Consider the following 24,686-nt stretch of genomic DNA (forward strand, 5'->3'; position numbering starts at 1 on the left):
GGCCCGCCCATCGGCCGTTCGCCCCTCCCCGTCCTCCAGCGGTTGGCGCCTCTCCATCCTGGGAGCGGCAGCCGCCGTGGCCCTGGGGATGGCCGGCACCGACGCCAGCGCTTTCACGCTGGGACAGTTGAAGGTGCAATCCGCGCTGGGCGAACCGCTTCGCGCCGAGATCGACGTGACCGAAATCGCCGCTGCTGAGGCGGACGGTCTGAAGATCAACATCGCCACCGCCGAGGCCTTCAAGAACGCGGGCGTTCCCTACAACTCGGCGCTCAGCGACGTGAAGGCGACGCTGCAACGACGTGCAGGCGGCCAGTACGTGGTGCGCCTGAGCGGCAGCCGCCCGCTGAGCGACCCGTTCATCGACCTGTTGCTCGAAGCCAACGGCTCCTCGGGCCGCATCGTGCGCGACTACACCGTGCTGCTCGATCCGCCGGTCACGCGCCAGGCCCAGGCGGCCTCCAGCACGCCGATCGCCCCCGTGGCACCCCAGATCAGCACTCCGGTCGAGCGCCCGGCCGTCGCGGCAGCCCGCGCGCGCCGTGAACGCGCTGCAGCCGCAGCTTCTGCAGCGCCGCCGGTCGCCACTGCGCCGACACCGGCAACCCCTGCAGCAGCGCCCGCTGCGCCTGCAGCAACCGCATCCGCCGCCCCCCGCGCCAGCGGTGGCGGCGAACAGGTCACCGTGCAGCGCGGCGATACCGCCAGCAAGATAGCCGGCGCCCACAAGCCGGCCGACGTGTCCCTCGACCAGATGCTGGTCGCCCTGTTGCTCGCCAACCCCGATGCCTTCGTTGGCGGCAACATCAACCGCATGAAGGCCGGCGCGGTGCTCGATCTGCCGGGCTCGACCGAGGCGAATGCCGTGCCAGCCGCGGAGGCACGCCGCACCGTCACCGCGCAAAGCCGCGACTTCGGCAGCTACCGCCAGCGCCTGGCCGAGAACGCGCCGACGTCGAACGTCGCCGCCGCCAGCCGCAAGGCCTCGGGCAAGCTGCAAGCCAACGTCGAAGACCGCAACGCAGCCGCCAGCGCACCCGACAAGCTCACGATCTCGCAAGGCAGCGCCTCCACCCGCGCCGCCGACGAAAAGGTCGCGCAGACCCGCCAGGCGCAGGAAAACAGCAACCGCGTGGCGGAGCTGTCCAAGAACATCAACGAGCTGAACAAGCTCAAGGCCGGCGCCGGATCGTCGGCACCCGCAGCCGCCGCAGCACCTGCGCCTGCAGCACCGGGCATTCCCGTTCCCACGCCTTCCACCAGCGCGACGACGTCGCCGCCCGCCGCTGCTCCGGCGCCAGTGGCAGCAGCGCCGGTTCCGGCGCCTGCGCCCGCTCCCGCTCCCGCGGTGGCAGCCGCCGCACCAGCCGCGCCGACGCCAGAAGCAACAGCTGCGCCCGCTGCCGCCGAACCCGCTGTCACGCCATCCGCAACCGAGGCTGCCGCCGTTCCCGCAGCAGCAGCCAGCGCCGCGGTCGCAGCGCCTGCACCGGCTCCCGCGCCGAAACCCGTGGTCAAGGCCGCTCCGCCGCCCCCGCCGGAACGCAGCTTCTTCGACGAACTGCTCGACAACCCGCTGATGCTCGCCGGCGCCGCGCTGATCGCGCTGCTGGTCGGCTTCCTGCTGTACCGCGTGCTGGGTCGCCGGCGCGAGGAAATGAGCGAGAGCGTGTTCCTCGAGAGCCGCATTCCGAAAGACTCGTTTTTCGGCGCCAGCGGCGGCGAATCGGTCGACACCAAGCACCGCGGCGACTCCACCGTGTCGTCGCTGTCGTACTCGCCGAGCCAGCTCGACGCGGGCGACGTCGACCCCGTCGCCGAAGCCGACGTCTACCTGGCTTACGGCCGTGACCTGCAGGCCGAGGAAATCCTGCGCGAAGCGCTCCGCCTCAACCCGGACCGCACGGCCATCCACCTGAAGCTGCTCGAGATCCACGCCAAGCGCCGCGACGTGCGGGCCTATGAAGGCCTCGCCACCGAAGTGCACAAGCTGACCGGCGGCGCGGGCTCCGACTGGAACCGCGTGGTCGACATGGGCAAGGACCTCGATCCGGGCAATCCGCTGTACGAATCGGGCGCTCCCCGCAGCGCGAGCCAGGCCGAAACGGCCGCCTTCGCTGGCGCGCTGGCATCCGCCGCCAAGCCGCCGGTCGCCGCCGTGCCGACGCCCGTCGCACCGCCGCCGATCGCCTCGGCACCGCCGGCCTTCGTGCCCTCGGTGGCACCGCTGGACTTCGACCTGGACCTGAGCCAGCCGGTGCCGCTCGCACCGGCACCGAGCCACGCACCGGTCGGCGCCAGCCTGCCCAAGTCGGCCTATGCACCTGCGCCGACGACGGCACGCCCCGCTGCGCCGCTGTCCAACGGCCACGTGGCAACGCCGGTCGATCTCGAGAACGATTTCGACACGGCCCCCGGCGCGCTGACGCCCAACACCGTGCCCTCGAGCCTGAGCGATGCGGAGCACAACACGCGTCCGGCCATGCTGCGCAACGCGCTGCCTGCCGACTCGGGCTTCATCGAGTTCGACATGAGCGCACTGGCAGGCCTGCCGGCCCGCTCCAACGGCGGCGCCGAACCGGCACGTGCCTCCAGCGCGCTCGACGACGAAGGCGACGACAGCCCCCACGCCGTCAAGCTCTCGCTCGCTCGCGAACTGCAGGCCATCGGCGACGTCGAAGGCGCCCGCTCGCTGGTCGAGGAAGTCGAAGCCGAAAGCGCTGGCGATCTCAAGACGCAAGCCAAGCAACTGCTCGCGGAACTGCGCTGAGCCCTTGCTGTTTCCGTTCCTGAATTCGTGAGGCTGGCGCTCGGCATTCGCTACAACGGCCAGGCGTACGAGGGCTGGCAGAGCCAGCGCTCGGGCCGCACGGTTCAGGACAGGCTCGAGGCGGCCCTCGCGAAGTTCGCCGCTGACCCGTCCGGGCGCATCGGTACGCTCTGCGCCGGCCGCACCGATGCCGGCGTGCACGCGCTGATGCAGGTGGTGCATTTCGACACCGAGGTCGAACGCGAACCCTTCTCCTGGATGCGCGGTACCAACCGTTTCCTGCCCGACGACATCGCAGTGCAGTGGGCCCAGCCGGTGCCCGACGAATTCCATTGCCGCGCCAGTGCCCTCGCCCGCCGCTACCTCTACGTGCTCTCGCAATCGCCGGTACGCCCGAGCCTGGATTCGGGCCGGGTCGGCTGGTCGATGCATCCGCTCGATGGCGACGCGATGCGCAAGGCCGCCGCCCTTCTGGTCGGCACGCACGACTTCAGCTCGTTCCGCGCCTCGGCCTGCCAGGCCAAGTCGCCGGTGAAGAATCTGCGCCGCATCGAGATCACGCGGGTCGGCGAAGGCGAGCGCTGCCGCTGGCATTTCGAGTTCGAGGCCGACGCCTTCCTGCACCACATGATCCGCAACCTGATGGGCTGCCTGGTGCGTATCGGCCGCGGCGACGAGCAGCCCGAATGGATTGCCGAGGTGCTGGAGGCCCGCAGCCGCAAAGTGGCCGCGCCCACCTTCTCTGCGGACGGCCTGTACTTCCTCGGCCCGTTGTACGACGCCAGGTGGGGTCTGCCGGCCGAGGCGACGCTGCAGGCCGGTGGCGCTCCTTATGATGGCCCGCCATGACGTCACCGCCTCCCCGCACCCGCATCAAGATCTGTGGCCTCACGCGTGAGGCCGACGTGGATGCCGCGGTCGAGGCCGGCGCCGATGCGGTCGGTTTCGTGCTCTACGCCAAAAGCCCTCGTGCCGTCACGGCCGAGCGCGCCGCCGAACTGGCCTCGCGGCTGCCGCCGTTCATCACGCCGGTCCTGCTCTTCGTGAACGAGGATGCTTCCAAAGTCATAGCATCGCTTGCCCGCGTGAAGGGGGCCATCGCCCAGTTCCACGGCGAGGAAACGCCCGATCAGTGCGAGGAAGCCAGCGGCCCGGGGCGCTTTCGCTACATGCGCGCCGCCCGGATTCCACTGGGGGCTGCCGGCGCCGGCTTCGACCTCGTAAAATACGCGTCCGATTACTCCCACGCCCAGGCCATCCTGCTCGACGCCCATGTCGAAGGTTATGGCGGTGGCGGCAAGGCTTTCGATTGGTCACTTCTTCCACCCGCCGTCGACGCTCACCTCGTCTTGAGTGGTGGGCTCACACCTGCAAACGTGAGCGATGGCATTCGCATCCTGCGGACGCGCTGCAAGACGCTGTCCGTTGATGTGAGCTCGGGCGTCGAAATCGACGGTCCCGGGAACAAGGGCCTCAAGGACGCCGAAAAAATCCGGCAATTCGTCGCAGCAGTCAGAGCTGCCGACGCGTCCTTCTCCAGTTAGCCGCCGCAGCCGACCGATTCGGGCTGCGGCCCATCGATCGGAAATCATGCAAAGCAACTATCAGCAACCCGATGCCACCGGCCACTTCGGCAACTACGGCGGCACCTTCGCGAGCGAAACGCTCACCCACGCGATCAACGAGCTGCGCGACGCGTATGCGAAGTTCAAGGACGATTCGGCGTTCCTCGCCGAATTCCACTACGAGCTGAAGCACTTCGTGGGCCGGCCTTCGCCGATCTACCACGCAGCGCGCACCAGCCGCGAGATGGGCGGCGCGCAGATCTACCTCAAGCGCGAAGACCTCAACCACACGGGCGCCCACAAGATCAACAACGTGATCGGCCAGGCGATGCTCGCGCGCCGCATGGGCAAGCCCCGCGTCATCGCCGAGACCGGCGCCGGGCAGCACGGCGTGGCCACCGCCACGATCTGCGCGCGCTACGGCCTCGAATGCGTGGTCTACATGGGCAGCCAGGACGTGAAGCGCCAGAGTCCCAACGTCTACCGCATGAACCTGCTCGGCGCGACCGTGGTCCCGGTCGAATCGGGCAGCAAGACGCTGAAGGACGCGCTCAACGAGGCCATGCGCGACTGGGTCACCAACGTGGAAAACACCTTCTACATCATCGGCACCGTGGCCGGCCCGCACCCCTATCCAACGATGGTGCGCGACTTCCAGAGCGTGATCGGCACCGAGTGCATCGACCAGATGCCCGCCATGCTCGCGGCAGACGGCATCACGGGCGAGGCCGAGGGCAGGCAGCCCGACGTGGTGGTCGCATGCGTGGGTGGCGGCAGCAATGCCATCGGCATCTTCCACCCCTACATTCCGTTCGCCGGCACCCGCCTCATCGGCGTGGAGGCAGCAGGCGAAGGCCTGGACAGCGGCAAGCACGCGGCCTCCATCCTGCGCGGCAGCCCGGGCGTGCTGCACGGCAACCGCACCTACCTGCTGCAGAACGAAGACGGCCAGATCACCGAGACGCACAGCATCAGCGCCGGCCTCGACTACCCCGGCGTCGGCCCCGAGCATGCGCACCTGGCCGACATCGGACGCGCCGAATACGTCGGCATCACCGACGTCGAGGCGCTCGAGGCCTTCCATTACCTGTGCCGAACGGAGGGCATCATTCCCGCGCTCGAATCCAGCCACGCCGTGGCCTACGCGCTGAAGCTTGCGAAAACCATGCGACCCGACCAGTCGATCCTGGTGAACCTTTCGGGCCGCGGCGACAAGGACATCGGCACGGTGGCCGACCTGTCGGGCGTCGACTTCTACGACCGCCCGTCAATGCGCGGTCTGAGCGTGAAGGGAGGCAAGTGATGAGCCGCATTGCCGCCACCTTCAAGACACTCCAGGCACAAGGCCGCAAGGCGTTGATTCCCTACGTCACCGCTGGCTTCCCCTTCGCCGACATCACGCCCGAGCTGATGCACGGCATGGTCGAGGCAGGCGCCGACGTGATCGAGCTGGGCGTGCCCTTCTCCGACCCGATGGCCGACGGCCCCGTGATCCAGAAGGCCGGCGAAGCCGCGCTGGCGCTGGGCGTGGGCATGAAGCAGGTGCTCGCCATCGTGGCCGCCTTCCGCGAAAAGGACGCGACCACGCCGGTGGTGCTGATGGGCTATGCGAACCCGGTCGAGCGCTATGACCTCGTACACGGCAAGCAAGCCTTCATCCGCGACGCATCGGCCGCCGGCGTCGACGGATTGCTGGTGGTCGATTACCCGCCCGAGGAATGCGAGGCCTTCGCCGCCGATCTGAAGGCGGCGAACATCGACCTGATCTTCCTGCTGGCACCCACGAGCACCGACGAGCGCATGGCGCAGGTCGCGCGCATCGCGAGCGGCTACGTCTACTACGTGTCGCTCAAGGGGGTGACCGGCGCGGGCCACCTGGACACCGAGGCGGTCGGCCAGATGATTCCGCGCATCCGCCAGCACGTGAGCATCCCGGTCGGCGTGGGCTTCGGCATCCGCGACGCCCGCACCGCGCAGGCGGTCGGTTCGGCGGCGGACGCCGTCGTGATCGGCACCAAGATCATCCAGCTGATCGACGGGCAGCCGCGCGAGAAGGTGGTGCCCGCGGTGCGCGAATTCCTCGCCGGCATCCGCGAGGCGCTGGACGCCCTGCCGGCGGCTACCCCCAAGAATGCGGCTGGCCGATAATCTCGGTTGCCCTCACCCCAGCCCCTCTCCCCCAAAGGAGAGGGGAGCTAATTCCGGAGTCCCTATGAGCTGGCTTGAAAAACTGCTACCCGCCAAGATCGCACAAACCGACCCTTCCGAGCGCCGCCAGGTGCCTGAGGGCCTGTGGATCAAATGCCCGGCCTGCGAGACGGTGCTCTACAAGACCGACCTGGAGCACAACCAGAACGTCTGCCCGAGCTGCAGCCACCACCACCGCATCGGCGCCCGTGCGCGCCTGGATGCCTTTCTCGACGCCGAAGGCCGCTACGAAGTCGGCCAGGAAGTGCTCCCGGTCGACGCCCTGAAGTTCAAGGACAGCCGCAAGTACCCCGAGCGGCTGAAGGAAGCGCTGGAAAACACCGGCGAAACCGACGCCCTGGTCGTCATCGGCGGCTCGGTCCACAGCATCAACGTGGTCGTGGCCTGCTTCGAATTCGAGTTCATGGGCGGCAGCATGGGCAGCGTGGTCGGCGAGCGCTTCGTGCGCGGCGTGGAGACCGCGATCGAGCAGAAGGTGCCCTTCATCTGCTTCACCGCCACCGGCGGCGCACGCATGCAGGAGGGCCTCCTCTCCCTCATGCAGATGGCCAAGACCAACGCCGCTCTCACGCGCCTGGCGAAGAAGGGCCTGCCCTACATCAGCGTGCTGACCGACCCGACCATGGGTGGGGTGAGCGCCGGCTTCGCCTTCGTGGGCGACGTGGTCATCGCCGAACCCAAGGCGCTGATCGGCTTTGCCGGCCCGCGCGTGATCGAGTCGACCGTGCGAGTGACGCTGCCCGAAGGCTTCCAGCGTGCGGAGTTCCTGCAGACCAAGGGCGCGATCGACTTCATCAGCGATCGCCGCGAGTTGCGGAAGACGATTGCGAGCACGCTCGCGATGCTGCTGCGCCAGCCGGCCGATGCGGTGAGCTGAGCGAGCGACGAAACGCCGCGAGCCAAAACAAAAGGGCCCGGGTGCGATGCACCCGGGCCCTTTTTGTTTGTCGGCGGCGACGCTAGAAAGTCAGTTGGTAGGCAAACACCAGCAGATTGCTCAGCACGATCGCAATCACCTGCAGCACCACGATGGCGGCCAGGGGCGACAGGTCCACACCGCCGATCAGCGGAATGAAGCGGCGGAATGGCCGCACCAGCGGTTCGGCCAGGCGGGAGATGAGGTCGAGCAGCATCGGCGATGCCCCTGGCACCCACGACAGCACGGCATAGACCACCAGCAATGCAGTCAGCCCTGAAATCGCGAGCTGCAGCAACCCCACCAGCGACACCAGCGGCAAGGTGGCGATGCGCCCCAGGTTGCCGATCAGGAGCCACAGCAGCAGGAACTTCAGCAGCACCAGCAGCCAGGCGGCGATCAGGCTCGCCAGGTCCCAGCGCTTGACCGAGGGCACGATGCGCCGCAGCGGCAGCACGATCCAGTCGGTGATCGCGAACACGAATCGCCCGAGCGGATTGCCGAACGGCACCCGGTGGTACTGCATGTAGAGGCGCAGCAGGCAGGCGCCGCCGAGCAGGCCGACGATCACGTCAAGAAGAAACGAAGGAATCTGGTAGAGCATGGGGCGCGGTCGTGAGCGGAATGCGATGATAGCCATGCAAGGTTTTTCGATGACGACACAGCCCCTTCTGCATTCACTGCCATTGTTCCCGCTCGGCACGGTCCTGTTCCCGGACGGCCTGCTTCCGTTGCGTATTTTCGAAGTACGTTATCTCGACATGATCGGCAAGTGCCGCAAGGCCGATGCGCCGTTCGGCGTGGTCAGCCTCACCAGCGGCAGCGAGGTGCGCAAGGCCGGCGCCGATACGGAAAGCTTCGCCGCCATCGGCACCCTGGCTGTCATCCGCGAGTTTGAATCGCCGCAGAGCGGCCTGCTCCAGATCGAGTGCGTCGGCACGCAGCGCTTTCGCGTTCGCCACACCGAACTGCAGAAGCACGGCCTGTGGGTCGCCGAGGTGGCGGCGGTGATCGAAGACGTCGCGCTCGAAATCCCCGAGGACCTTCAGCACACGGCCACCGCGCTGCGGCGCCTGGTCGACACGCTCGAAGAACGCCGCCGCGCGCAAAGCGCACAGGGTGGGCAAGGCGCGCAGACCGTGCGGTTGCCCATCGGAGAGCCCTACCGCTTCAACGATTGCGGCTGGGTGGCCAACCGCTGGTGCGAGCTGGTGCCGATGCAGCTCGAACTGCGGCAACGGCTGATGGAGCTCGACAGCCCGTTGATGCGGCTCGAGCTTGTGAGCGATCTGCTGGCGCGCACGGGGATTTCCGGCTGACCTGCGGAGCCGGCAGTGCGCAGCGCCAAGTTAAGCTCAAGATTCCGGCGCCTCATGCGCCGCCCTACGAATCGTGATCACGAACATCCGCCATGCCAGGGCCCGACTATTTCTTTTGCATCGCACACGAACCACCTTGGTTCGAACTGCCGGACCACGTTGAAGTCGTTGCCACGGGCAAATACCAGGCCGATGGCCGCTTGAACATCCGCGACTCGCAACGCACCATCGGTGCGGGCAGCCTGAACGGCGACAACTTCTATCCCTATCTCACCGGAACTGCAGGTTCGCTCTATATCAGCGAATTGCTCCAGGGTCGCCCGACGGAAGGGCGCTCGGTCTGCGTTTTCCAGTACCGCAAGCTCATTTCCTCGACCGCCATCGGCACGCCCGCGACCAACTACCCGTTCATGCGCATGCTGGGCATGCCCTTCGGCAAGGAGCAGGTGGCTGAAGTTCTCGCAGGCTACGCGACGGACCTGTTGCTGCCCCACCCCTTCATCATGGGCGAAGGGATGCTCGCCCAGTACGCTGCCCACCACCACATCGCGGACTTTCTCCTGCTGACACGCATCGCCATCGACAGGCAGGTGTTGCACGCGTCCGAAATCACGACCTTCTTCGGCACGCGGCTCTTCGTTCCAGGCGGGATCGAGTTCGGCGTCTTTCCTTGCATCCTCTACATCGGCATCCTGGAGCGGCTGCGTCCGATCCTGGACGAATTCCTGGCCCGGCACCTCCCGGTCGAACCGCACCATGGGTACCAGCGGCGTGCGCTTTCGTTCTTTGCGGAGCGCCTCACCAGCTACCTGCTGCTCAAGGAACTGGGTTGGCCCGTTTCGGGGGCCAACGCGGACGGCAGCGACTGGGAGTTGCCGCCGCAGAACATCGGCTACATGTGCACGTTGAGCGAAAACGGCGAGTACCGCACGTTCGGCCATCCCGGATAAGGCGCGCCAGGCCAAAGCTGCAGATGCCCCGGGCGACGCGACCGGCAAACGAACTGTTGCTCTTTTTTTCATAGCGCATCGCGCAGAATCGACGGGCAGTGGGGCTCGGTTTCACTCGCACTCGATGGTCTAAAATGCCCGGTTGCGCACGCTTTCCTTCTCTATCCTGCGCGTCCCCACCCGCTCCCATGTCCGATCACCTGACCCCTCCCATCCCCACGCCCGCTGCAGCCCCCGTCGCAGCCCCCGCCGTCGATGACAACAAGCTCATCGCCGAACGCCGCGAAAAGCTCAAGCTGCTGCGCGCCGCGCAGGTCGAGGGCAAGGGCGTTGCATTCCCCAACGACTTCAAGCCGGGCCATCGCGCCGCGGCGCTCGTTGCGGCGCACGACGCGGTCGAAGCCGAAGCGCTCGAGGCGCAAGCCGTTCCTGTCAGCGTGGCCGGCCGGATGATGCTCAAGCGCGTGATGGGCAAGGCGAGCTTCGCGACGCTTCAGGACGCCACCGGCCGCATCCAGCTCTACGTGACGCGCGACGCCGTCGGCGAAGAAGCGTACGCAGAGTTCAAGCGCTGGGACCTCGGCGACATCCTGGGTGCCGAAGGCACGCTGATGAAGACCAAGACCGGCGAACTCTCGGTCAAGGTGACCAAGCTGCGCCTCCTCACCAAGAGCCTGCGGCCGCTGCCCGGCGACTTCTACGGCATGGCCGACCAGGAGCAGAAGTACCGCCAGCGCTATGTCGACCTGATCACCGACGAAGCCGCACGCACCCGCTTCACCGCACGCAGCAACGCCGTGAGCGCCCTGCGCGAATTCATGGTGGCCAACGACTTCCTCGAAGTCGAGACGCCCATGCTGCACCCCATTCCGGGCGGCGCGAACGCCAAGCCCTTCAAGACGCACCACAACGCGCTCGACCAGGAGATGTTCCTGCGCATCGCGCCCGAGCTGTACCTCAAGCGCCTGATCGTCGGCGGTTTCGAGCGCGTGTTCGAGATCAACCGGAGCTACCGCAACGAGGGCATCTCGGTGCGGCACAACCCCGAGTTCACGATGATGGAGTTCTACGCGGCCTACTGGAACTACCGCGACCTGATGGACTTCACCGAGACGCTGATCCGCACCATCGCCGACAAGGCCGTGGGCACGCAGCAGCTCACCTACCAAGGCAAGCCGGTTGACCTGACCCAGCCCTTCGAGCGCCTGACGATCCGCGAAGCGATCCTGAAGCACACCGACGCAGGCGATGGCGTGGACGACACCGCCTGGCTCATCAACGCCCTGCGCAAGCTCGGCCTGAGCGAAGAAAAAGACAAGCTCTCGCAGCGCAGCCTCGCGAGCCTGCAGGTGATGTATTTCGAAGAGACCGTCGAAGAGAAGCTCTGGCAGCCGACCTTCATCATGGAGCACCCGACCGAAATCTCGCCGCTGGCGCGTGCCAACGACGAGCGCCCCGAGGTCACCGAGCGCTTCGAGCTCTACATCACCGGCCGCGAGTTCGGCAACGGCTTCAGCGAGCTGAACGACGCCGAAGACCAGGCCGCGCGCTTCAACGCGCAGGTGGCCGCCAAGGACAGCGGCGACGACGAAGCCATGTACTACGACCACGACTTCGTGCGCGCGCTCGAATACGGCATGCCGCCCACCGGCGGCTGCGGCATCGGCATCGACCGGCTGATGATGCTGCTGACGGATTCGCCGAGCATCCGCGACGTGATCCTGTTCCCGGCGCTGCGCAGGGAGTCTTGAGCGTGCCCTCCCCGTCGTCGCTGCCGACGATCGGCATCGACTTCGGCACCTCCAATTCCGCAGTGGCCTGCCGTGTCGACGGCGTCGCCCGCCTGTTGCCCATCGAGGGCACGGCCACCACGCTGCCGACCGCGATCTTCTTCAACGCCGAAGACCGCACCACGCACTTCGGTCGCGAGGCCGTGGCCCTGTACCTCTCGGGCGTCGAGGGGCGCCTGATGCGATCGCTCAAGAGCCTGCTCGGCAGTGCGTTGATGCAGGAGAAGACGGCCGTCTACGACGGGCTCGTGAGCTTCGAGGACATCATCGCGCGCTTCCTGCGCGAGCTGGCGGTGCGCGCCGGGCGCGAGCTCGGCCGGATCCCCGAGCAGGTCGTGATCGGGCGGCCCGTTCATTTCGTGGACGACGATTCCAAGCGCGACGAACGCGCCGAAGAAAGCCTGCGCCATGCGGCCCGCGCCGCGGGTTTCCGCGACGTGGCCTTCCAGCTCGAGCCGATCGCGGCCGCCTTCGACTACGAGCAGCGCATCACCAAGGAGTCGGTGGTGCTGATCGTCGACATCGGCGGCGGCACCTCGGACTTCACCGTCGTGCGCGTGGGCCCCGACCGGGCCACGCGCACCGACCGCAGCGACGACGTGCTGGCCACCAGCGGCGTGCACATCGGCGGCACCGATTTCGACCAGCGCCTGAACCTGGACCGCGTGATGCCGCAGTTCGGCTTTCGCCACCACGGGCCGCAGGGCCGCGAAGTGCCGAGCAAGGTGTTCTTCGAGCTGTCGTCGTGGCACTTGATCAACTGGCTTTATGCCGCCAAGGCGGTTCGCCAGGCGAAGGAACTGCGCACGAGCTACGCCGACACGCAGCTGCACGACCGGTTGATGACGGTGCTGGAAGAGCGCCACGGCCACCGGATCGCCGCCGCCGTCGAGCAGGCAAAGATCGATGCCTCGGTGACCGATGCGCTCACCTCGATCGATCTGTCGTGCGCCGAGCCGGGGCTCATGGCCACGCTCTCGCCCGCCGACATGGCGCAACAGCTCTCGGGCCAGCTGGAGAACGTGATCGCGAGCGCGCATGCCTGCGTCAAGCGCGCGGGCCTGCGCAGCAGCAACCTCGATGCGATCTACCTCACCGGCGGCTCGTCGGCCCTGCGTCCGTTCCAGCACGCATTGCGGAAGAGCTTCGCGGGCGTGAACCTCGTCGAGGGCGACCTGTTCGGCGGCGTGGCAGCCGGGCTGGCCTGTGCAACGCCGCAACGGCGCCGGCCATGAAATACCTTGCGGGCTATCCGGCGGGCCTGCAGGAACAGGTCAGCCAGTTGATCGCGCAAGACAAGCTCGCGGCACTGCTCAACCAGCGCTACCCCAGCGGAACGCACGACATCCAGTCCGACCGGGCGCTCTACGACTACGTGAGCGGACTGAAGAACGACTTCATGCGCAAGGCCGAGCCGCTGGCCAAGGTGATGTTCGACAACAAGCTGCACGTGATCCGCAATGCGCTGGGGACGCACACGACGGTCTCGCGCGTGCAGGGTGGCAAGTTGAAGGCCAAGCGGGAGATACGTGTGGCCAGCCTGTTTAAGGAAGTGCCTCTAGACTTGCTGCGCATGATCGTCGTGCACGAGTTGGCGCACATGAAGGAAAAGGCGCATGACAAGGCCTTCTACGCGCTATGCACGTACATGGAGCCGGACTATCATCGATTCGAGTTCGATCTTCGGCTGTACCTGACGCATCTGGACCTGGGCGGCAAGCGCCTCTGGTCGCACGAGGCCTCCCTCACACCCCCATGACCCGGCCCAGACTTCACCTCACCTCGCTGTCGCAGGAAGAAGTTTGTGGCGACATCGTCGAAACCTTCAGGTTGGCGATCGAGAGGCTCGGCTATCCGACCACCTACACCCACTGCCACATCGAACCGGGTGTCATCAACATCCTGTTCTTTTTCTGGGATATGCCGTGGAGCGAAATCCAGCCATACCACCCGGATTGCATCATCGTCAACTTCGAGCCGATGGTGCCCGGAACGCACGCGTGGTCCGAGAAATACCTCGAAGTCCTGAAACGCAGCTACGTCTGGGAATACAGCAAGTCGAACTTCCAGCGGAATCTCGAACTGGGCTACAGCAACGCAGACTATGTCGCCCTTGGCTGGGAGCCCGCAGCTGCAGAGGTCGTGCCGCTCGCGGACATCCTGCCGGACGCACGGCAGGACATCGACGTCGTGTTCTTCGGCTCGCTCACGCAGCGCAGGATCGTCCTTCTAGAAAAGCTGATTGCGCGCGGCCTGCGCGTCGAGCTCAACCGCGGCCGCCATTGGACGCTGGAAGAACGCAACGACTACGTGCGCCGCGCCAAGGTCGTCCTCAATTTTCATAACTGGGAAGACTCGCGCATCGTCGAAGTCCCGCGGCTCTCCATCCTGATGCGGCACCGCAAGGCGGTGGTCTGCGAGCTCTACCCCGACAGCGAAATCGAGCCATGGATGCGCGATGCCGTCGTCGGCGCGCCCTACGAGCGGCTGGTCGAAGCCGTGGAAGAGCTGCTCGCGGACGCCCCGCGTCGCGCCGTGCTGGAGCGGGAGGGACTCGAGAGATTCACCCGCCCATGGACACCGCCGCTCGTCGGGCCCGCGATCGAGCGATTTCTCGACTGGCGCGCCCAGCAAGCCGACCGGTTCGTGGCCACCGCGTTGCCGCGCGTGAGCGTCTGCCTTGCCCTCGGCGCATCGCCGGAGGCCATCTCGCGCAGCCTGCAGAGCCTGGCATCGCAGCGCGACATCCAGCTCGAAGTGGTGCTGGTCGCAGTTGCCGACTCGAAGGAACTCGAAGCCGTCCTTGAAAAAGCCGCTCTTCCCGATCTTCGCCTGATCCAGCTGCCCTTGGCACTCGACCGGGCCACCGCCCGCAACATGGCGCTGGCGCAATCCACGGGCGACTACGTCGTGTTCCTGGATGCCGGGGATGTTGCGGTCCCCGAACGCCTGCAGCGCCAAGCGGCGCTGCTGGAAACTTGTCCCGAGATCGAAATCGCGGGATGCTGGTGCGAGACGGACGAGGGGCCCCTGCATTTTGCGGAGAGGCACCAGGACATCGTCGCTGAATTCCTGGGACCTCGCCCCCTGCTGCTGTCGGCATGCATGGTGCGGCGAAGCTTCCTCGAGCGCAGCGGCGTGCGGCACGACCCGGAGTTCACCGTCCACGACGACTTGCACATGCTTTGCAAGAGCACCGCGGCCGGTGGGCGCTTCGCGGTCGTCCCAGAGGTGCTTCACACCCCCGGAGCGTCGCCTGCAGCTTCCGACCCCGTTCGGGCGGCAACGCTTGCCATGCGCGCCCGCGCCTTGGTGTTGGCACACCTGTTGCCCAAAAGCAGCGGCGAGGACGTGACCGAGATCGCCAGGCTCTACGCGCACCTGTGGCCGCCTACGCTCGCGTTCGCCGAGCACTTGCTCGGCACGTTGGCGAACGCCTGCATCAGGCCCTCCAGCGCGCCGGAGCAGCAACAGGTGGCGCACGAGACGCTGACGCGCGCGTTGCGGCACGAGGCGTTGCGGCTGCTTCGCGTGTTCTTCAATGCGGGCCTGGCGGACAAGGCCTGGCTGGAACGCCAGTTCGCGCGCGACGAGGTCGCAGCCTTCCTGGCACCTGCGGCGAATCAGTTGCCCGCCAGGGTCTTCAGGCCCTGACCCCGGCAAGGGCTACCGTCAGCGGATGCGCTGGGAGGCCGCGTCACGCGCGGCCATGTACGCGGAGCGATAGGGCTCGCCGAGATTGATGAAATGCACGAGCAGCGTTTCGTCCGTCGCCAGGTGCGGCGGGGTGTTGATGCTCAGGTTGTCGAGCACGCTCTCCACGCCGACCAGCCCCTCGGCGAACAACACCTCGTTCGTGTAGTACTGGTCGCCTTGGCTCGCGTATACGGTCGACTTGTCGTCGACGCTGCCGATCCGCGCCCAGATGCGCGCCAGCAGTTCAGCGTTGCGGGCGGTATTCCGGAACCCCATCACACCCGAGTTGAACGACCAGGCCCCGACGTCCTTGCCCAGCAGGAGATCGCGGCCCTGCAGCAACTCATCGATGCGCCGGGTCTGGTTGAAGAACAGGGTGTCCGCATCGATCCAGATGATCCATTCGTGCTGCGCGAGGTGCTTTTGCAGCAACCATGTCCGCACCCACGAGCCGTTGATGCCCGGCCCGATCTCTTCTGGAACGGACCGGTACACGTGATAGGTGTATCCGTGCCGATCGCAATAGCGCTTCGCGTTGTGCTCGGAGACGCGTGCGTAGCTGTTGATGTGGTGGGTGTACAGGGTAAGGAACGCGATGCGCCCGCCTGGGTTGTAGGTGGTGAGCGGCTCGCAGGAAAGCTCCGGATAGGCGGCAGGCTGCAGCACGGGACGCCCGTGCATCAGTGCGTCATTGACCTGGTCTACCAGCAGTCGCTGCAGGTTGAGATCGTGCAGCATGTCTTCGCGCAATCCGCCCGGCGACGCGATGGGCAACGGTCCCAGGTTCACCACGAAGATGCGGGCATGGAACCACTGGCTGATGCGCCAGGAAACATTCACATAGATGTCTCCGATCGTGGCGTTGCACGCCAACATGCCAGCCGGCCGCAGCCGGGCCGCCTCGTCGACCCGATCGGCTACCAGCGCGATCACCCTGCTGCAATCCTCGATCAGCTGATGCAGCATGGCCCGGTTGGCCGGCGTGTTGCGCAGCACCATCATGTTGACCATCGCCAGGCCCGAATGGTCTCCCACGGCCGGGCTCTCCAGCACCAGAAGATCGCGGCCCTCCATCAGGGTCTCGATGGCAACGGGGTGAAAAACCACCGAATCGCCGTCGAGAAACAGCAGCCAGTCGCCCTCGGCCAGTGCACGCAGGCGCCGAAGGATCTCGCTGTATTTGGCTCCGGCGCGCAATGCAGGGTGGAGGATGTGATCGGTGTCGGTCCACTGATGGTCATACCCGAACGAGCGGCAGTAGTGCGCATGGTTGCGCAGCACTGCATCGTCCTTGCGCTGGAAGAAGCTGAGGCACAAGGGCATGGTCTATCTCCTCGCGACAGCGCGCTTTACTGGGAGTCGGAGGAAGGGATCAGACGCCTGGCGCCGCAGTATGCCGCCGAGGTCGTCAGCGCGGCCCAATTCAAGGCGGGCGCCTGGGGCAACAGCGACTCGCGGCGCACCTCGCTGGCCGGCCGGCCTTGCCACCGCCCTGCATTCGCAGCGGCGCCGAAACTGTCGAGCAACTCGTCCAGCAGCACGCCGTCGCCCACGCTCTGGTTGCAGACCATCGCCAGGTCGCATCCTGCCTCCAGCGCCGCCAAGGCCGCATCGGCAAAGCTCAGCAGCTCACCATCGATGTACCGCCCCGCTTCCATGCTCAGGTCGTCGCTGAAGATCGCGCCATCGAATGCGAGCTGCGTCCGCAAAACGTCCTGCAGCCACGTTGGCGAAAAGCCTGCGGGCCGCGCATCGACCTTGGGATAGATGACGTGCGCGGGCATCACGGCGGCCAGCGTGCCGGCGAGCCAGTCGTAAGGCTTGGCATCGTCGGCCAGGATCACCTTCAGGCCGCGCTTGTCGACCGGGATCTCGACATGCGAATCCGCCTTCACGAAACCATGCCCCGGAAAATGCTTCCCGCAGTTGCGCATCCCCATCTGCAGCATGCCGTGCATCACGCTCTTGGCCAGCAGCGCCACCACGCGCGGGTCGCGATGAAAGCTCCGATCGCCGATCACGCTGCTGCCGCCGTAGTCCAGGTCGAGCACGGGCGCAAAGCTGAAATCGAGACCGCAGGCGCGCAACTCACCGGCGAGCACCTGCCCCGCGGCCGTCGCGACCTGCGTGGCGCGCATGGCGTCCCGCATCCACAACTCGCCCAGCGAACGCATCGACGGCAGCCGCGTGAATCCATCCGTGCGAAAGCGCTGCACGCGCCCGCCTTCATGGTCGATGCAGATCAGCAGGTCCGGGCGGATCGCCTTGATCTCGGCATTGAGCGCGGTCATCTGCGCGCGGTTTTGCCAGTTGCGGGTGAAATGGATCACGCCGCCCACCAGGGGGTTGGCCAGGCGCCGGCGGTCGGCGTCGTTGAGTTCGGTGCCCGCCACATCGATGATGAGCGGTGCGTGGATGGGGCTGCCTGTCGTCGCGGTCATGCGTCGTTCTTGCTGTCTTTGTGTTCCACCACGACGAAGCTCGCGGCATATTCGGTTTCGTCGGTCACCGTGACGTGGGCGATGAGGCCCTTGGCCTCGAACCAGTCCTTGAGCTCGCCGTGCAGCACGATGACGGGCTTGCCGCTGCGCAGGTTGGCGATCTCGCACGAACGCCAGGTCATCGGCATCCGCATGCCCAGGCCGACGGCCTTGCTGAAGGCCTCCTTGGCGGAAAAGCGGGTGGCCAGGTAGCTCAAGCCCCGCTTGGGCCAGCGCGCGCTGCGGGCCTGCCAGACCGCGAATTCGGCATCGCTCAGCACCTTGCGCGCGAAGCGCTCGCCCTGGCGCTCGAAGGTCGCGGCGATGCGACGCAGGTCGCAGATGTCGGTGCCGATGCCGTAGATCATGCAGGCCGGGCCTGTTGCGCCTCGGTGATGCAGCGCAGGTATTCCCGCGTCGTGGCGGTGTAGCCGAGTTCGAGCGCATCGGCCACGAAGGCGTGGCCGATCGAGACTTCGTGGACGCCGCGCACGGCGCTCAGGAACGCGGTCAGGTTGTCTCGGCTCAGGTCGTGGCCGGCGTTGACGCCGAGGCCCGCAGCCTGGGCGGCCCGTGCCGACTCGACATAGCGCTGCAGCACGGCCTTTTCGTCGGCGGTGCCGCGCGAAGCGGCATAGCCTTCGGTGTAGAGCTCGACGCGGTCCGCGCCCACCGCCTTGACCGCGTCCATCATCTCGGGGATCGGGTCCATGAACAGGCTGACGCGCACGCCCAGGGCCTTGGCTTCGGCGATCAGCGGACGCAGGCGCTCCGCGTCGTCAGGAAAGCTCCAACCGTGGTCGCTGGTCGACTGCGATTCGCTGTCGGGCACGAATGTGGCCTGGTGCGGCCGCAGCTCGCGCACGAAGTCCATCAGGTTGTGGAAGGGATTGCCCTCGATGTTGAATTCGATGCCCGGCCAGTCCTTGGCCAGCAGTGCCGACAGGTCGCTCACATCGTGTGCACGGATGTGGCGCGCGTCGGGCCGGGGGTGGACTGTGATGCCCTGGGCGCCAGCGGCCAGGCATGCATTGGCGGCAGTCAGCACGCTCGGGATGCCTAGGTGGCGCGTGTTGCGGACCAGCGCCACCTTGTTGAGGTTGACCGACAGGGAGGTGGAGGTGCCGGCGTTGCCTGGAGTGCTCATAGTGCTTGCAGATCTCTCATCATTTGCCGCGTGCGCAGCGTGGACACGCCGCAATGGTAGTTGAGCAAGGCGCGCAGCTGGTTTCTGAGGGCGCTGTTGCTGCCGGCGTTCATGGTGGCGATCTCGCGCAGGGTCGCGGTGAAGGGCGCGCGGTCGTCGAGCACGGCTTGCAGGGCCTGCCAGTCGGCACCGGCCAACGCAGCCTCCCCGTTCGCCGCCGAACGCAGGCCAGCTTCGGGCACGAGGCTATAGCGCAGGTCGGCGTCGAGCGGCTCCAGGGTCAGCGTCTGCGCGTCGAGCGAGGGCAGCAGGCCGACCTCGCGCAGCAGGATCAACTCGAACGCGCGCAGCGCAGCAGCCTGGGTTGCTGCCTGGGCGCTGGCGTGATCGCCCGCGAGCACCTGCACCACGCCGGCATAGGCGTCGAACAGCGCTTCGTGCGCATCGTCGCGCGCCAGCAGGCGCAGCAACAGTTCGTTGACGTAATAGCCCGATAGCAGCGCCTCGCCGGTCGGCATGACGTGGCCGCCCATCCACTCGGCGCCCTTGAGCGTGCGGATCTCGGCGTCGCCGCCGTAGTTGAGCTGCAGCGGCTGCAGCGGCAGCAGCACCGGCCTGAAATTGGAACTCGGCCGCTTCGCCCCCTTGGCCACCAGCGCAATGCGCCCGTGGTGGCGGGTGAAGACCTCCAGGATCAGGCTCGACTCGCTCCAGTCGTAGCGATGGAGCACGTACGCCGGTTCGTGCGAAACGCGGTGGGCGGCGGCCACTTCATTCGTAGCCGAACGACCGGACCCGGGCTTCGTCGTCGGCCCAGCCGGAACGCACCTTGACCCACAGTTCGAGGAAGACCTTGGCGTCGGCCAGCTTCTCGAGCTCGACGCGCGTTTCCATGCCGATGCGCTTGATGCGCTCGCCCTTGTCGCCGATCACCATCGCCTTGTGGCCGTCGCGCTCGACCACGATGGTGGCGGCGATGCGCAAGAGGCGCTTCTGGCCCTTCTTCTGGGGCGGCTCTTCCTCGAACTTGTCGATGATGACGGTCGAGGTGTAGGGCAGTTCGTCGCCGGTGAGGCGGAAAAGCTTTTCGCGCACCAGTTCGCCAGCCAGGAATTTCTCGCTGCGGTCGGTGAGCTCGTCCTCGGCGTAGAACCAGGGCTGCTCGGGCAAATACTTCTCGCAGATGCCGAACAGGCGCTCGACGTCCTTCGAATTCTTCGCCGACATCGGCACGAACTCGGCGAAGGCGTGCTTCGCCTGCATGGTCTGCAGCCAGGGGGCGATGTCGCCGCGGCGATGCACGTTGTCCAGCTTGTTAGCCAGCAGCACGGTCGGAATGCCTTTGCCCAGCAGCTTGAGCACCCGCTCGTCGGCCGGCGTGAAGCTGCCGGCCTCGACCACGAAGAGGATCAGGTCCACGTCGCCGACCGCGCCCTGCACGGTCTTGTTGAGCGACTTGTTCAGCGCGTTGGCGTGCAGGGTCTGGAAACCCGGCGTGTCGACGAACACGAACTGCGTCGCGCCCAGCGTGCGCATGCCGGTGATGCGGTGCCGCGTGGTCTGCGCCTTGCGCGAGGTGATGCTGATCTTCTGGCCGACCAGCGCATTGAGGAGCGTCGACTTGCCCACATTGGGCTTGCCGACGATGGCGATGAGACCGCAGTGTTGCGGTCCGCCGGCGCCCGCTTCGCCTGCGGCGTCTTCGGGTTCGGCTTCTGGATGGATAGCGTCGTTCATTGTGATTTCACGCAGCACCGCGTGCCTTGAGCCGGATCAGCATGGCGGCCGCGGCAGCCTGCTCGCCGGCGCGGCGCGAACCGCCGATGCCGCGTTCGCGAAGGCCCAACTCGGGCACCTCGCACTCGACATCGAAAGTCTGTTTGTGCGCTGCACCCAGCGTCGCCGCCACGCGGTACAGCGGCAGCCTCATTTTGTGGCCCTGCAGCCATTCCTGCAATTCGGTTTTCGGATCCTTGGCCGCCGCTTCCATGCGCGGGTTGATCTCGACCGATTCGTAGAGTCGGCGCACCAGCGCCTCGGCAGCGGCGAACCCGGCGTCGAGGTAGACCGCGCCGATCAGCGCCTCCAGCGCATCGGCCAGGATCGAAGGCCGGCTGGGGCCGCCCGAACGGGCCTCGCCTTCCCCGAGCCGCAGCAATGGGGAGAGTTGAAGTTCGAGCGCCAGGCGATGCAGGGTGTCTTGCTTGACCAGGTTGGCCCGCACGCGCGACAGGTCGCCTTCGGGCAGGGCCGAAAGACGCGTGTAGAGCAGGTGCGATACCGCCAGGTTGAGCACCGAGTCGCCGAGGAACTCGAGGCGCTCGTTGTGGTCGGCCGAGAAGCTGCGATGCGTGAGCGCGAGCTGGAGCAGCCGCGCGTCGGAGAACGAGTGCTTGAGGCGCGCCTGCAGCGCGACGAGGCTGCCGTCCACCTTTTTCAGCGCCGCGTTCAGCGGGTCTCGCCTTTGTACTTGAGCGTCAGGTAAGCCGGGCCGAACAGGGGGATCTCGCGCTCGTACGCATACGAGACCACGACCTTGTCGCCGACCTTCCTGATGTCGAGGTCCTTGCCTGTGACCGACTTGAAGTCGTCGATGGCCTGGGCGCGATCGAAGATGGCGCGCACTTCGGGCACGGTGGAGCCCTCCTTGGCCTTGTTGGCGGCCTTGTCAATGGCTTGCCACTCGATCAGCGTCGGAATGACTTGCGCGATGACCACGCCAAGCCCCCCGACCACGACCGCGACGAACAGCAGGCCGATGAACGAGATGCCGCGCTGATGCGCGGCCCTGCTGCGGATGGACCGGTTTGCTCTCATGCCCTCTTACCCCTCGAACAGTGTTGACTGCTTATTGAAATGGACCAATACGACCAAAATCGCCGAAGTTCATCCAGACAAAGAATGCCCTGCCCACGATGTTCTTGTCGGGGACGAAGCCCCAGAAGCGCGAATCCGCCGAATTATCGCGGTTGTCGCCCATCATGAAATACTGGCCGGCGGGCACCTTGCAGACCACGCCTTCGACGGAGTAGCGGCAGTTCTCGCGGAACGGGAAGTCGCTGGCCCCCGGCACGAATGAAGGCGCACCTTCGTCGTTGAGGATCTTGTGCTGCTTGCCGCCGAGGTTCTCGTCGAACTCCTTGAGCAGGCGCATCGATTCGCCGTCCAGGTAGTCGGGCGCCGGAGCCTTCGACACCGGCTGGCCGTTGATCGTGAGCTTCTTGTTCAGGTAGGCCACTTCGTCGCCGGGGATGCCGACCACGCGCTTGATGTAGTCCATGCTGGGCTTGGGCGGGTAGCGGAACACCACGACGTCGCCGCGCGCGAGCGGCGTGCCATCGGTGATCTTCGTGTTGACGACCGGCAGGCGCAGGCCATAGGTGAACTTGTTGACCAGGATCAGGTCGCCGGTCAGGAGCGTGGGCATCATCGAGCCCGAGGGAATCTTGAAGGGCTCGTAGAGAAACGAGCGCAGCAGGAACACCACCAGGATCACGGGAAAGAGTCCCGCGGTCCAGTCGAGCCACCAGGGCTGCATCAACAGGCGCTCGCTGGCCTTGGCGTCGACGGTGTCGACCTGCGTGATGCCCTGGCCGGCCAGCCGCGCATTGCGCTCGGTCATCGAGGCTTCGAGCCTGGCGGCCGCTTGCTCGCGTCGGGGCAGGAAATAGAAGCGCTCTGCCAGCCAATAGAGGCCGGTGACCACCGTGGCCACGAACAGCAGCAATGCGAAGTTGCCCTCGATCGCGCCGAAATACCAGGCGCCGACATAGCTGGCGAACGCCGCGAGGACCAGGGAAGTGATGAGTGCCATTTTTTGATCAGTCTTCGACTTGCAGAATCGCGAGGAAGGCCTCTTGCGGGACCTCGACGGAACCGATCTGCTTCATTCTTTTCTTGCCCGCCTTCTGCTTCTCGAGCAGCTTCTTCTTGCGGGTGATGTCGCCGCCGTAGCACTTGGCCAGCACGTTCTTGCGGAGGGCCTTGATTGTCTCACGCGCAATGATGTTGACCCCGATGGCTGCCTGGATGGCGACGTCGAACATCTGCCGCGAAATGATCTCGCGCATCTTGGAGACCACGGCCCGGCCGCGGTACTGCGACTGGGTGCGGTGCACGATGATCGAGAGCGCATCGACCTTCTCGCCGTTCAGCAGGATGTCGACCTTGACCACGTCGGAGGCGCGGTACTCCTTGAACTCGTAGTCCATGGAGGCATAGCCGCGGCTCACCGACTTCAGCTTGTCGAAGAAATCGAGCACGATCTCACCGAGCGGCATCTCGTAGGTCAGCATGACCTGGCGACCGTGGTAGGCCATGTTCATCTGCACGCCGCGCTTCTGGTTGGCCAGCGTCATGACGGCGCCGACGTATTCCTGCGGCATGTAGAGATGCACGGTCACGATCGGCTCGCGGATCTCGCTCATCTTGCCGACGTCGGGCATCTTGGACGGGTTCTCCACCATGATGACTTCGCCGTCGTTGCGCACCACCTGGTAGACCACGCTCGGCGCGGTCGTGATCAGGTCCTGGTCGAACTCGCGCTCCAGGCGCTCCTGCACGATCTCCATGTGCAGGAGGCCGAGGAAGCCGCAGCGGAAACCGAAGCCCAGCGCCTGGCTCACTTCGGGCTCGTAGCGCAGCGACGAATCGTTGAGCTTGAGCTTTTCGAGCGCGTCGCGCAGCGAGTCGTACTCGCTCGCTTCGGTCGGGTAGAGACCGGCAAACACCTGCGGCTGGATTTCCTTGAAGCCCGGCAGCGCCTCGGTGGCCGTCGCGGCCGCTCCGCCCGTGCCCGCCTTGATCAGCGTGACGGTGTCACCGACCTTGGCGGCCTGCAGTTCCTTGATCCCCGCGATGATGAAGCCCACCTCCCCCGCCTCGAGCGAAGCCCGCGGCTGGGTGGCCGGCGTGAAGACGCCGATGTTGTCGGCGTTGTACATGGCACCGGACGCCATCATCTTGATGCGCTCGCCCTTCACCAGCCGGCCGTCGACCACGCGCACCAGCATGACCACGCCCACATACGGATCGAACCAGCTGTCCACGATCATTGCGCGCAGCGGGCCGTCGGGGTTGCCGCGCGGCGCCGGCATCTTGTGCACGATCGCTTCGAGGATCTCGTCGATGCCCAGGCCTGTCTTGGCGGAACACGGAATCGCATCGGTCGCGTCGATGCCGATCACGTCTTCGATTTCAGTGCGCGCGTTGTCGGGATCGGCGTTCGGCAAATCCATCTTGTTGAGCACCGGCACCACTTCGACGCCGAGGTCCAGCGCGGTGTAGCAGTTGGCCACCGTTTGCGCTTCGACACCTTGCGATGCATCGACGACGAGCAGCGCGCCTTCGCATGCAGACAGCGAGCGGCTCACCTCATAAGAGAAGTCGACGTGACCCGGCGTGTCGATCAGATTGAGGTTGTAAACCTGTCCATCGAGTGCCTTGTAGTGCAGCGCGGCGGTCTGTGCCTTGATGGTTATCCCACGCTCTTTTTCGATGTCCATCGAGTCGAGCACCTGCGCTTCCATCTCGCGTTCCGCGAGGCCGCCGCAACGTTGGATCAAACGGTCTGCGAGCGTCGACTTGCCGTGATCGATGTGCGCAATGATCGAAAAATTTCTGATGTGATTCATCAACGGGAACGCTTAAGTACTTGAATTGGCTCGTGCCCAGCAGTGAGCGGGCAAGAAAAAAGGGCGCGTCTTCTGGAGACGCGCCCTGAACCAACAAGCAATGGCAACTGCAGTAGTTGGAACTTCATTGTAGGCAAAAAGGGAGGCACGTACATCCGGGAACAGGGTCCAAAGGGCTCGTTGCGGGTCCACAACATCAAAGATATAAACAG

23 protein-coding genes are annotated in these 24,686 nt (G+C 66.0%); 12 read left to right on the forward strand and 11 right to left on the reverse strand.

Translation table 11 applies throughout. The features are described from left to right. Positions 1–76: 76 nt before the first annotated feature. From RT97_RS07075 to accD, 6 genes are all read left to right on the forward strand, one after another. Entirely contained in the window at positions 77–2,770 is a 2,694-nt protein-coding gene (locus tag RT97_RS07075; protein WP_437184093.1) for a FimV/HubP family polar landmark protein, read from the forward strand. 27 nt (positions 2,771–2,797) lie between these two features. Further along, on the forward strand, positions 2,798–3,619 hold the full coding sequence (gene truA, locus RT97_RS07080) for a tRNA pseudouridine(38-40) synthase TruA (RefSeq protein WP_042578086.1): 822 nt from the start codon (positions 2,798–2,800) through the stop codon (positions 3,617–3,619). Next, positions 3,616–4,314: a phosphoribosylanthranilate isomerase gene (locus tag RT97_RS07085; RefSeq protein WP_042578087.1), complete on the forward strand. Its 699-nt coding sequence runs from the start codon at positions 3,616–3,618 to the stop codon at positions 4,312–4,314. Before truA ends, RT97_RS07085 begins: the two co-directional genes overlap by 4 nt. A 46-nt stretch (positions 4,315–4,360) precedes the next feature. Next, entirely contained in the window at positions 4,361–5,638 is a 1,278-nt protein-coding gene (gene trpB, locus RT97_RS07090; RefSeq protein ID WP_042578088.1) for a tryptophan synthase subunit beta, read from the forward strand. Beyond that, positions 5,638–6,483, forward strand: a complete 846-nt coding sequence (gene trpA / locus RT97_RS07095) for a tryptophan synthase subunit alpha (RefSeq protein WP_042578089.1) — start codon at positions 5,638–5,640, stop codon at positions 6,481–6,483. Before trpB ends, trpA begins: the two co-directional genes overlap by 1 nt. A gap of 64 nt (positions 6,484–6,547) precedes the next feature. Continuing rightward, positions 6,548–7,420, forward strand: a complete 873-nt coding sequence (gene accD, locus RT97_RS07100) for an acetyl-CoA carboxylase, carboxyltransferase subunit beta (RefSeq protein WP_042578090.1) — start codon at positions 6,548–6,550, stop codon at positions 7,418–7,420. A gap of 82 nt (positions 7,421–7,502) precedes the next feature. On the opposite strand, the gene RT97_RS07105 is transcribed toward accD, so the two are convergent. Beyond that, on the reverse strand, positions 7,503–8,063 hold the full coding sequence (locus RT97_RS07105) for a YggT family protein (RefSeq protein WP_042578091.1): 561 nt from the start codon (positions 8,061–8,063) through the stop codon (positions 7,503–7,505). Between the two features lie 25 nt (positions 8,064–8,088). Here RT97_RS07105 and RT97_RS07110 point away from each other — a divergent pair, with 25 nt between their 5' ends. The 6 genes from RT97_RS07110 (at position 8,089) to RT97_RS07135 (ending at position 15,172) form a co-directional block, all read left to right on the forward strand. Next, a complete protein-coding gene (locus RT97_RS07110) occupies positions 8,089–8,778 on the forward strand; it encodes an LON peptidase substrate-binding domain-containing protein (RefSeq protein ID WP_042578092.1) in 690 nt (229 codons plus the stop codon). Between the two features lie 92 nt (positions 8,779–8,870). Then, positions 8,871–9,728 carry a hypothetical protein gene (locus tag RT97_RS07115; protein ID WP_042578093.1) on the forward strand — a complete coding sequence of 286 codons (858 nt, stop codon included), beginning with the start codon at positions 8,871–8,873 and terminating at the stop codon, positions 9,726–9,728. Between the two features lie 188 nt (positions 9,729–9,916). Then, a complete protein-coding gene (gene lysS / locus RT97_RS07120) occupies positions 9,917–11,479 on the forward strand; it encodes a lysine--tRNA ligase (protein WP_042578094.1) in 1,563 nt (520 codons plus the stop codon). Beyond that, positions 11,476–12,753, forward strand: a complete 1,278-nt coding sequence (locus RT97_RS07125) for an Hsp70 family protein (RefSeq protein ID WP_437184094.1) — start codon at positions 11,476–11,478, stop codon at positions 12,751–12,753. The genes lysS and RT97_RS07125 overlap by 4 nt, the downstream gene beginning before the upstream one ends. Next, positions 12,750–13,277 (forward strand): YgjP-like metallopeptidase domain-containing protein, encoded by a 528-nt coding sequence (locus tag RT97_RS07130; protein ID WP_042578096.1) that lies wholly within the window; start codon positions 12,750–12,752, stop codon positions 13,275–13,277. The genes RT97_RS07125 and RT97_RS07130 overlap by 4 nt, the downstream gene beginning before the upstream one ends. A gap of 71 nt (positions 13,278–13,348) precedes the next feature. After that, positions 13,349–15,172: a glycosyltransferase gene (locus RT97_RS07135; RefSeq protein WP_253278171.1), complete on the forward strand. Its 1,824-nt coding sequence runs from the start codon at positions 13,349–13,351 to the stop codon at positions 15,170–15,172. A gap of 18 nt (positions 15,173–15,190) precedes the next feature. Here RT97_RS07135 and RT97_RS07140 read toward each other — a convergent pair whose 3' ends face one another. The 10 genes from RT97_RS07140 to lepA are packed head-to-tail and all read right to left on the reverse strand — an operon-like array spanning position 15,191 to position 24,474. After that, positions 15,191–16,537: a galactosyl transferase GMA12/MNN10 family protein gene (locus tag RT97_RS07140; RefSeq protein ID WP_042578098.1), complete on the reverse strand. Its 1,347-nt coding sequence runs from the start codon at positions 16,535–16,537 to the stop codon at positions 15,191–15,193. A gap of 26 nt (positions 16,538–16,563) precedes the next feature. Beyond that, positions 16,564–17,655, reverse strand: a complete 1,092-nt coding sequence (nagZ, locus tag RT97_RS07145; protein WP_042578099.1) for a beta-N-acetylhexosaminidase — start codon at positions 17,653–17,655, stop codon at positions 16,564–16,566. Beyond that, positions 17,652–18,062 (reverse strand): holo-ACP synthase, encoded by a 411-nt coding sequence (gene acpS / locus RT97_RS07150; RefSeq protein ID WP_042578100.1) that lies wholly within the window; start codon positions 18,060–18,062, stop codon positions 17,652–17,654. The genes nagZ and acpS overlap by 4 nt, the downstream gene beginning before the upstream one ends. Next, positions 18,059–18,841: a pyridoxine 5'-phosphate synthase gene (locus RT97_RS07155; RefSeq protein ID WP_042578101.1), complete on the reverse strand. Its 783-nt coding sequence runs from the start codon at positions 18,839–18,841 to the stop codon at positions 18,059–18,061. Before RT97_RS07155 ends, acpS begins: the two co-directional genes overlap by 4 nt. Then, a complete protein-coding gene (gene recO / locus RT97_RS07160; protein ID WP_042578102.1) occupies positions 18,838–19,611 on the reverse strand; it encodes a DNA repair protein RecO in 774 nt (257 codons plus the stop codon). Before recO ends, RT97_RS07155 begins: the two co-directional genes overlap by 4 nt. Before the next feature lies 1 nt (position 19,612). Next, positions 19,613–20,578, reverse strand: a complete 966-nt coding sequence (gene era / locus RT97_RS07165) for a GTPase Era (protein ID WP_042578103.1) — start codon at positions 20,576–20,578, stop codon at positions 19,613–19,615. Positions 20,579–20,585: 7 nt separating this feature from the next. Then, on the reverse strand, positions 20,586–21,272 hold the full coding sequence (rnc, locus tag RT97_RS07170) for a ribonuclease III (RefSeq protein ID WP_042578104.1): 687 nt from the start codon (positions 21,270–21,272) through the stop codon (positions 20,586–20,588). A 17-nt stretch (positions 21,273–21,289) separates the two neighbouring features. After that, positions 21,290–21,658: a DUF4845 domain-containing protein gene (locus RT97_RS07175; protein ID WP_042578105.1), complete on the reverse strand. Its 369-nt coding sequence runs from the start codon at positions 21,656–21,658 to the stop codon at positions 21,290–21,292. A 31-nt stretch (positions 21,659–21,689) separates the two neighbouring features. After that, positions 21,690–22,655, reverse strand: coding sequence for a signal peptidase I (gene lepB, locus RT97_RS07180; RefSeq protein ID WP_042578106.1), 966 nt, complete (start codon positions 22,653–22,655; stop codon positions 21,690–21,692). A gap of 7 nt (positions 22,656–22,662) precedes the next feature. Then, a complete protein-coding gene (gene lepA / locus RT97_RS07185) occupies positions 22,663–24,474 on the reverse strand; it encodes a translation elongation factor 4 (RefSeq protein WP_042578107.1) in 1,812 nt (603 codons plus the stop codon). Positions 24,475–24,686 lie beyond the last annotated feature (212 nt).

Origin of the sequence: Variovorax paradoxus, from assembly GCF_000834655.1 — a bacterium.
GTDB classification, from domain to species: Bacteria; Pseudomonadota; Gammaproteobacteria; order Burkholderiales; family Burkholderiaceae_C; genus Variovorax; species Variovorax paradoxus_F.

Coding starts and splice junctions, on each gene's coding strand:
- RT97_RS07105 (WP_042578091.1), bottom strand. CDS start 8,063: ATGCTCTACCAGATTCCTTCGTTTCTTCTTGACGTGATCGTCGGCCTG.
- trpA (WP_042578089.1), top strand. CDS start 5,638: ATGAGCCGCATTGCCGCCACCTTCAAGACACTCCAGGCACAAGGCCGC.
- accD (WP_042578090.1), top strand. CDS start 6,548: ATGAGCTGGCTTGAAAAACTGCTACCCGCCAAGATCGCACAAACCGAC.
- RT97_RS07175 (WP_042578105.1), bottom strand. CDS start 21,658: ATGAGAGCAAACCGGTCCATCCGCAGCAGGGCCGCGCATCAGCGCGGC.
- nagZ (WP_042578099.1), bottom strand. CDS start 17,655: ATGACCGCGACGACAGGCAGCCCCATCCACGCACCGCTCATCATCGAT.
- trpB (WP_042578088.1), top strand. CDS start 4,361: ATGCAAAGCAACTATCAGCAACCCGATGCCACCGGCCACTTCGGCAAC.
- RT97_RS07155 (WP_042578101.1), bottom strand. CDS start 18,841: ATGAGCACTCCAGGCAACGCCGGCACCTCCACCTCCCTGTCGGTCAAC.
- RT97_RS07110 (WP_042578092.1), top strand. CDS start 8,089: ATGATAGCCATGCAAGGTTTTTCGATGACGACACAGCCCCTTCTGCAT.
- lysS (WP_042578094.1), top strand. CDS start 9,917: ATGTCCGATCACCTGACCCCTCCCATCCCCACGCCCGCTGCAGCCCCC.
- RT97_RS07085 (WP_042578087.1), top strand. CDS start 3,616: ATGACGTCACCGCCTCCCCGCACCCGCATCAAGATCTGTGGCCTCACG.
- RT97_RS07130 (WP_042578096.1), top strand. CDS start 12,750: ATGAAATACCTTGCGGGCTATCCGGCGGGCCTGCAGGAACAGGTCAGC.
- era (WP_042578103.1), bottom strand. CDS start 20,578: ATGAACGACGCTATCCATCCAGAAGCCGAACCCGAAGACGCCGCAGGC.
- lepB (WP_042578106.1), bottom strand. CDS start 22,655: ATGGCACTCATCACTTCCCTGGTCCTCGCGGCGTTCGCCAGCTATGTC.
- RT97_RS07140 (WP_042578098.1), bottom strand. CDS start 16,537: ATGCCCTTGTGCCTCAGCTTCTTCCAGCGCAAGGACGATGCAGTGCTG.
- acpS (WP_042578100.1), bottom strand. CDS start 18,062: ATGATCTACGGCATCGGCACCGACATCTGCGACCTGCGTCGCATCGCC.
- RT97_RS07115 (WP_042578093.1), top strand. CDS start 8,871: ATGCCAGGGCCCGACTATTTCTTTTGCATCGCACACGAACCACCTTGG.
- lepA (WP_042578107.1), bottom strand. CDS start 24,474: ATGAATCACATCAGAAATTTTTCGATCATTGCGCACATCGATCACGGC.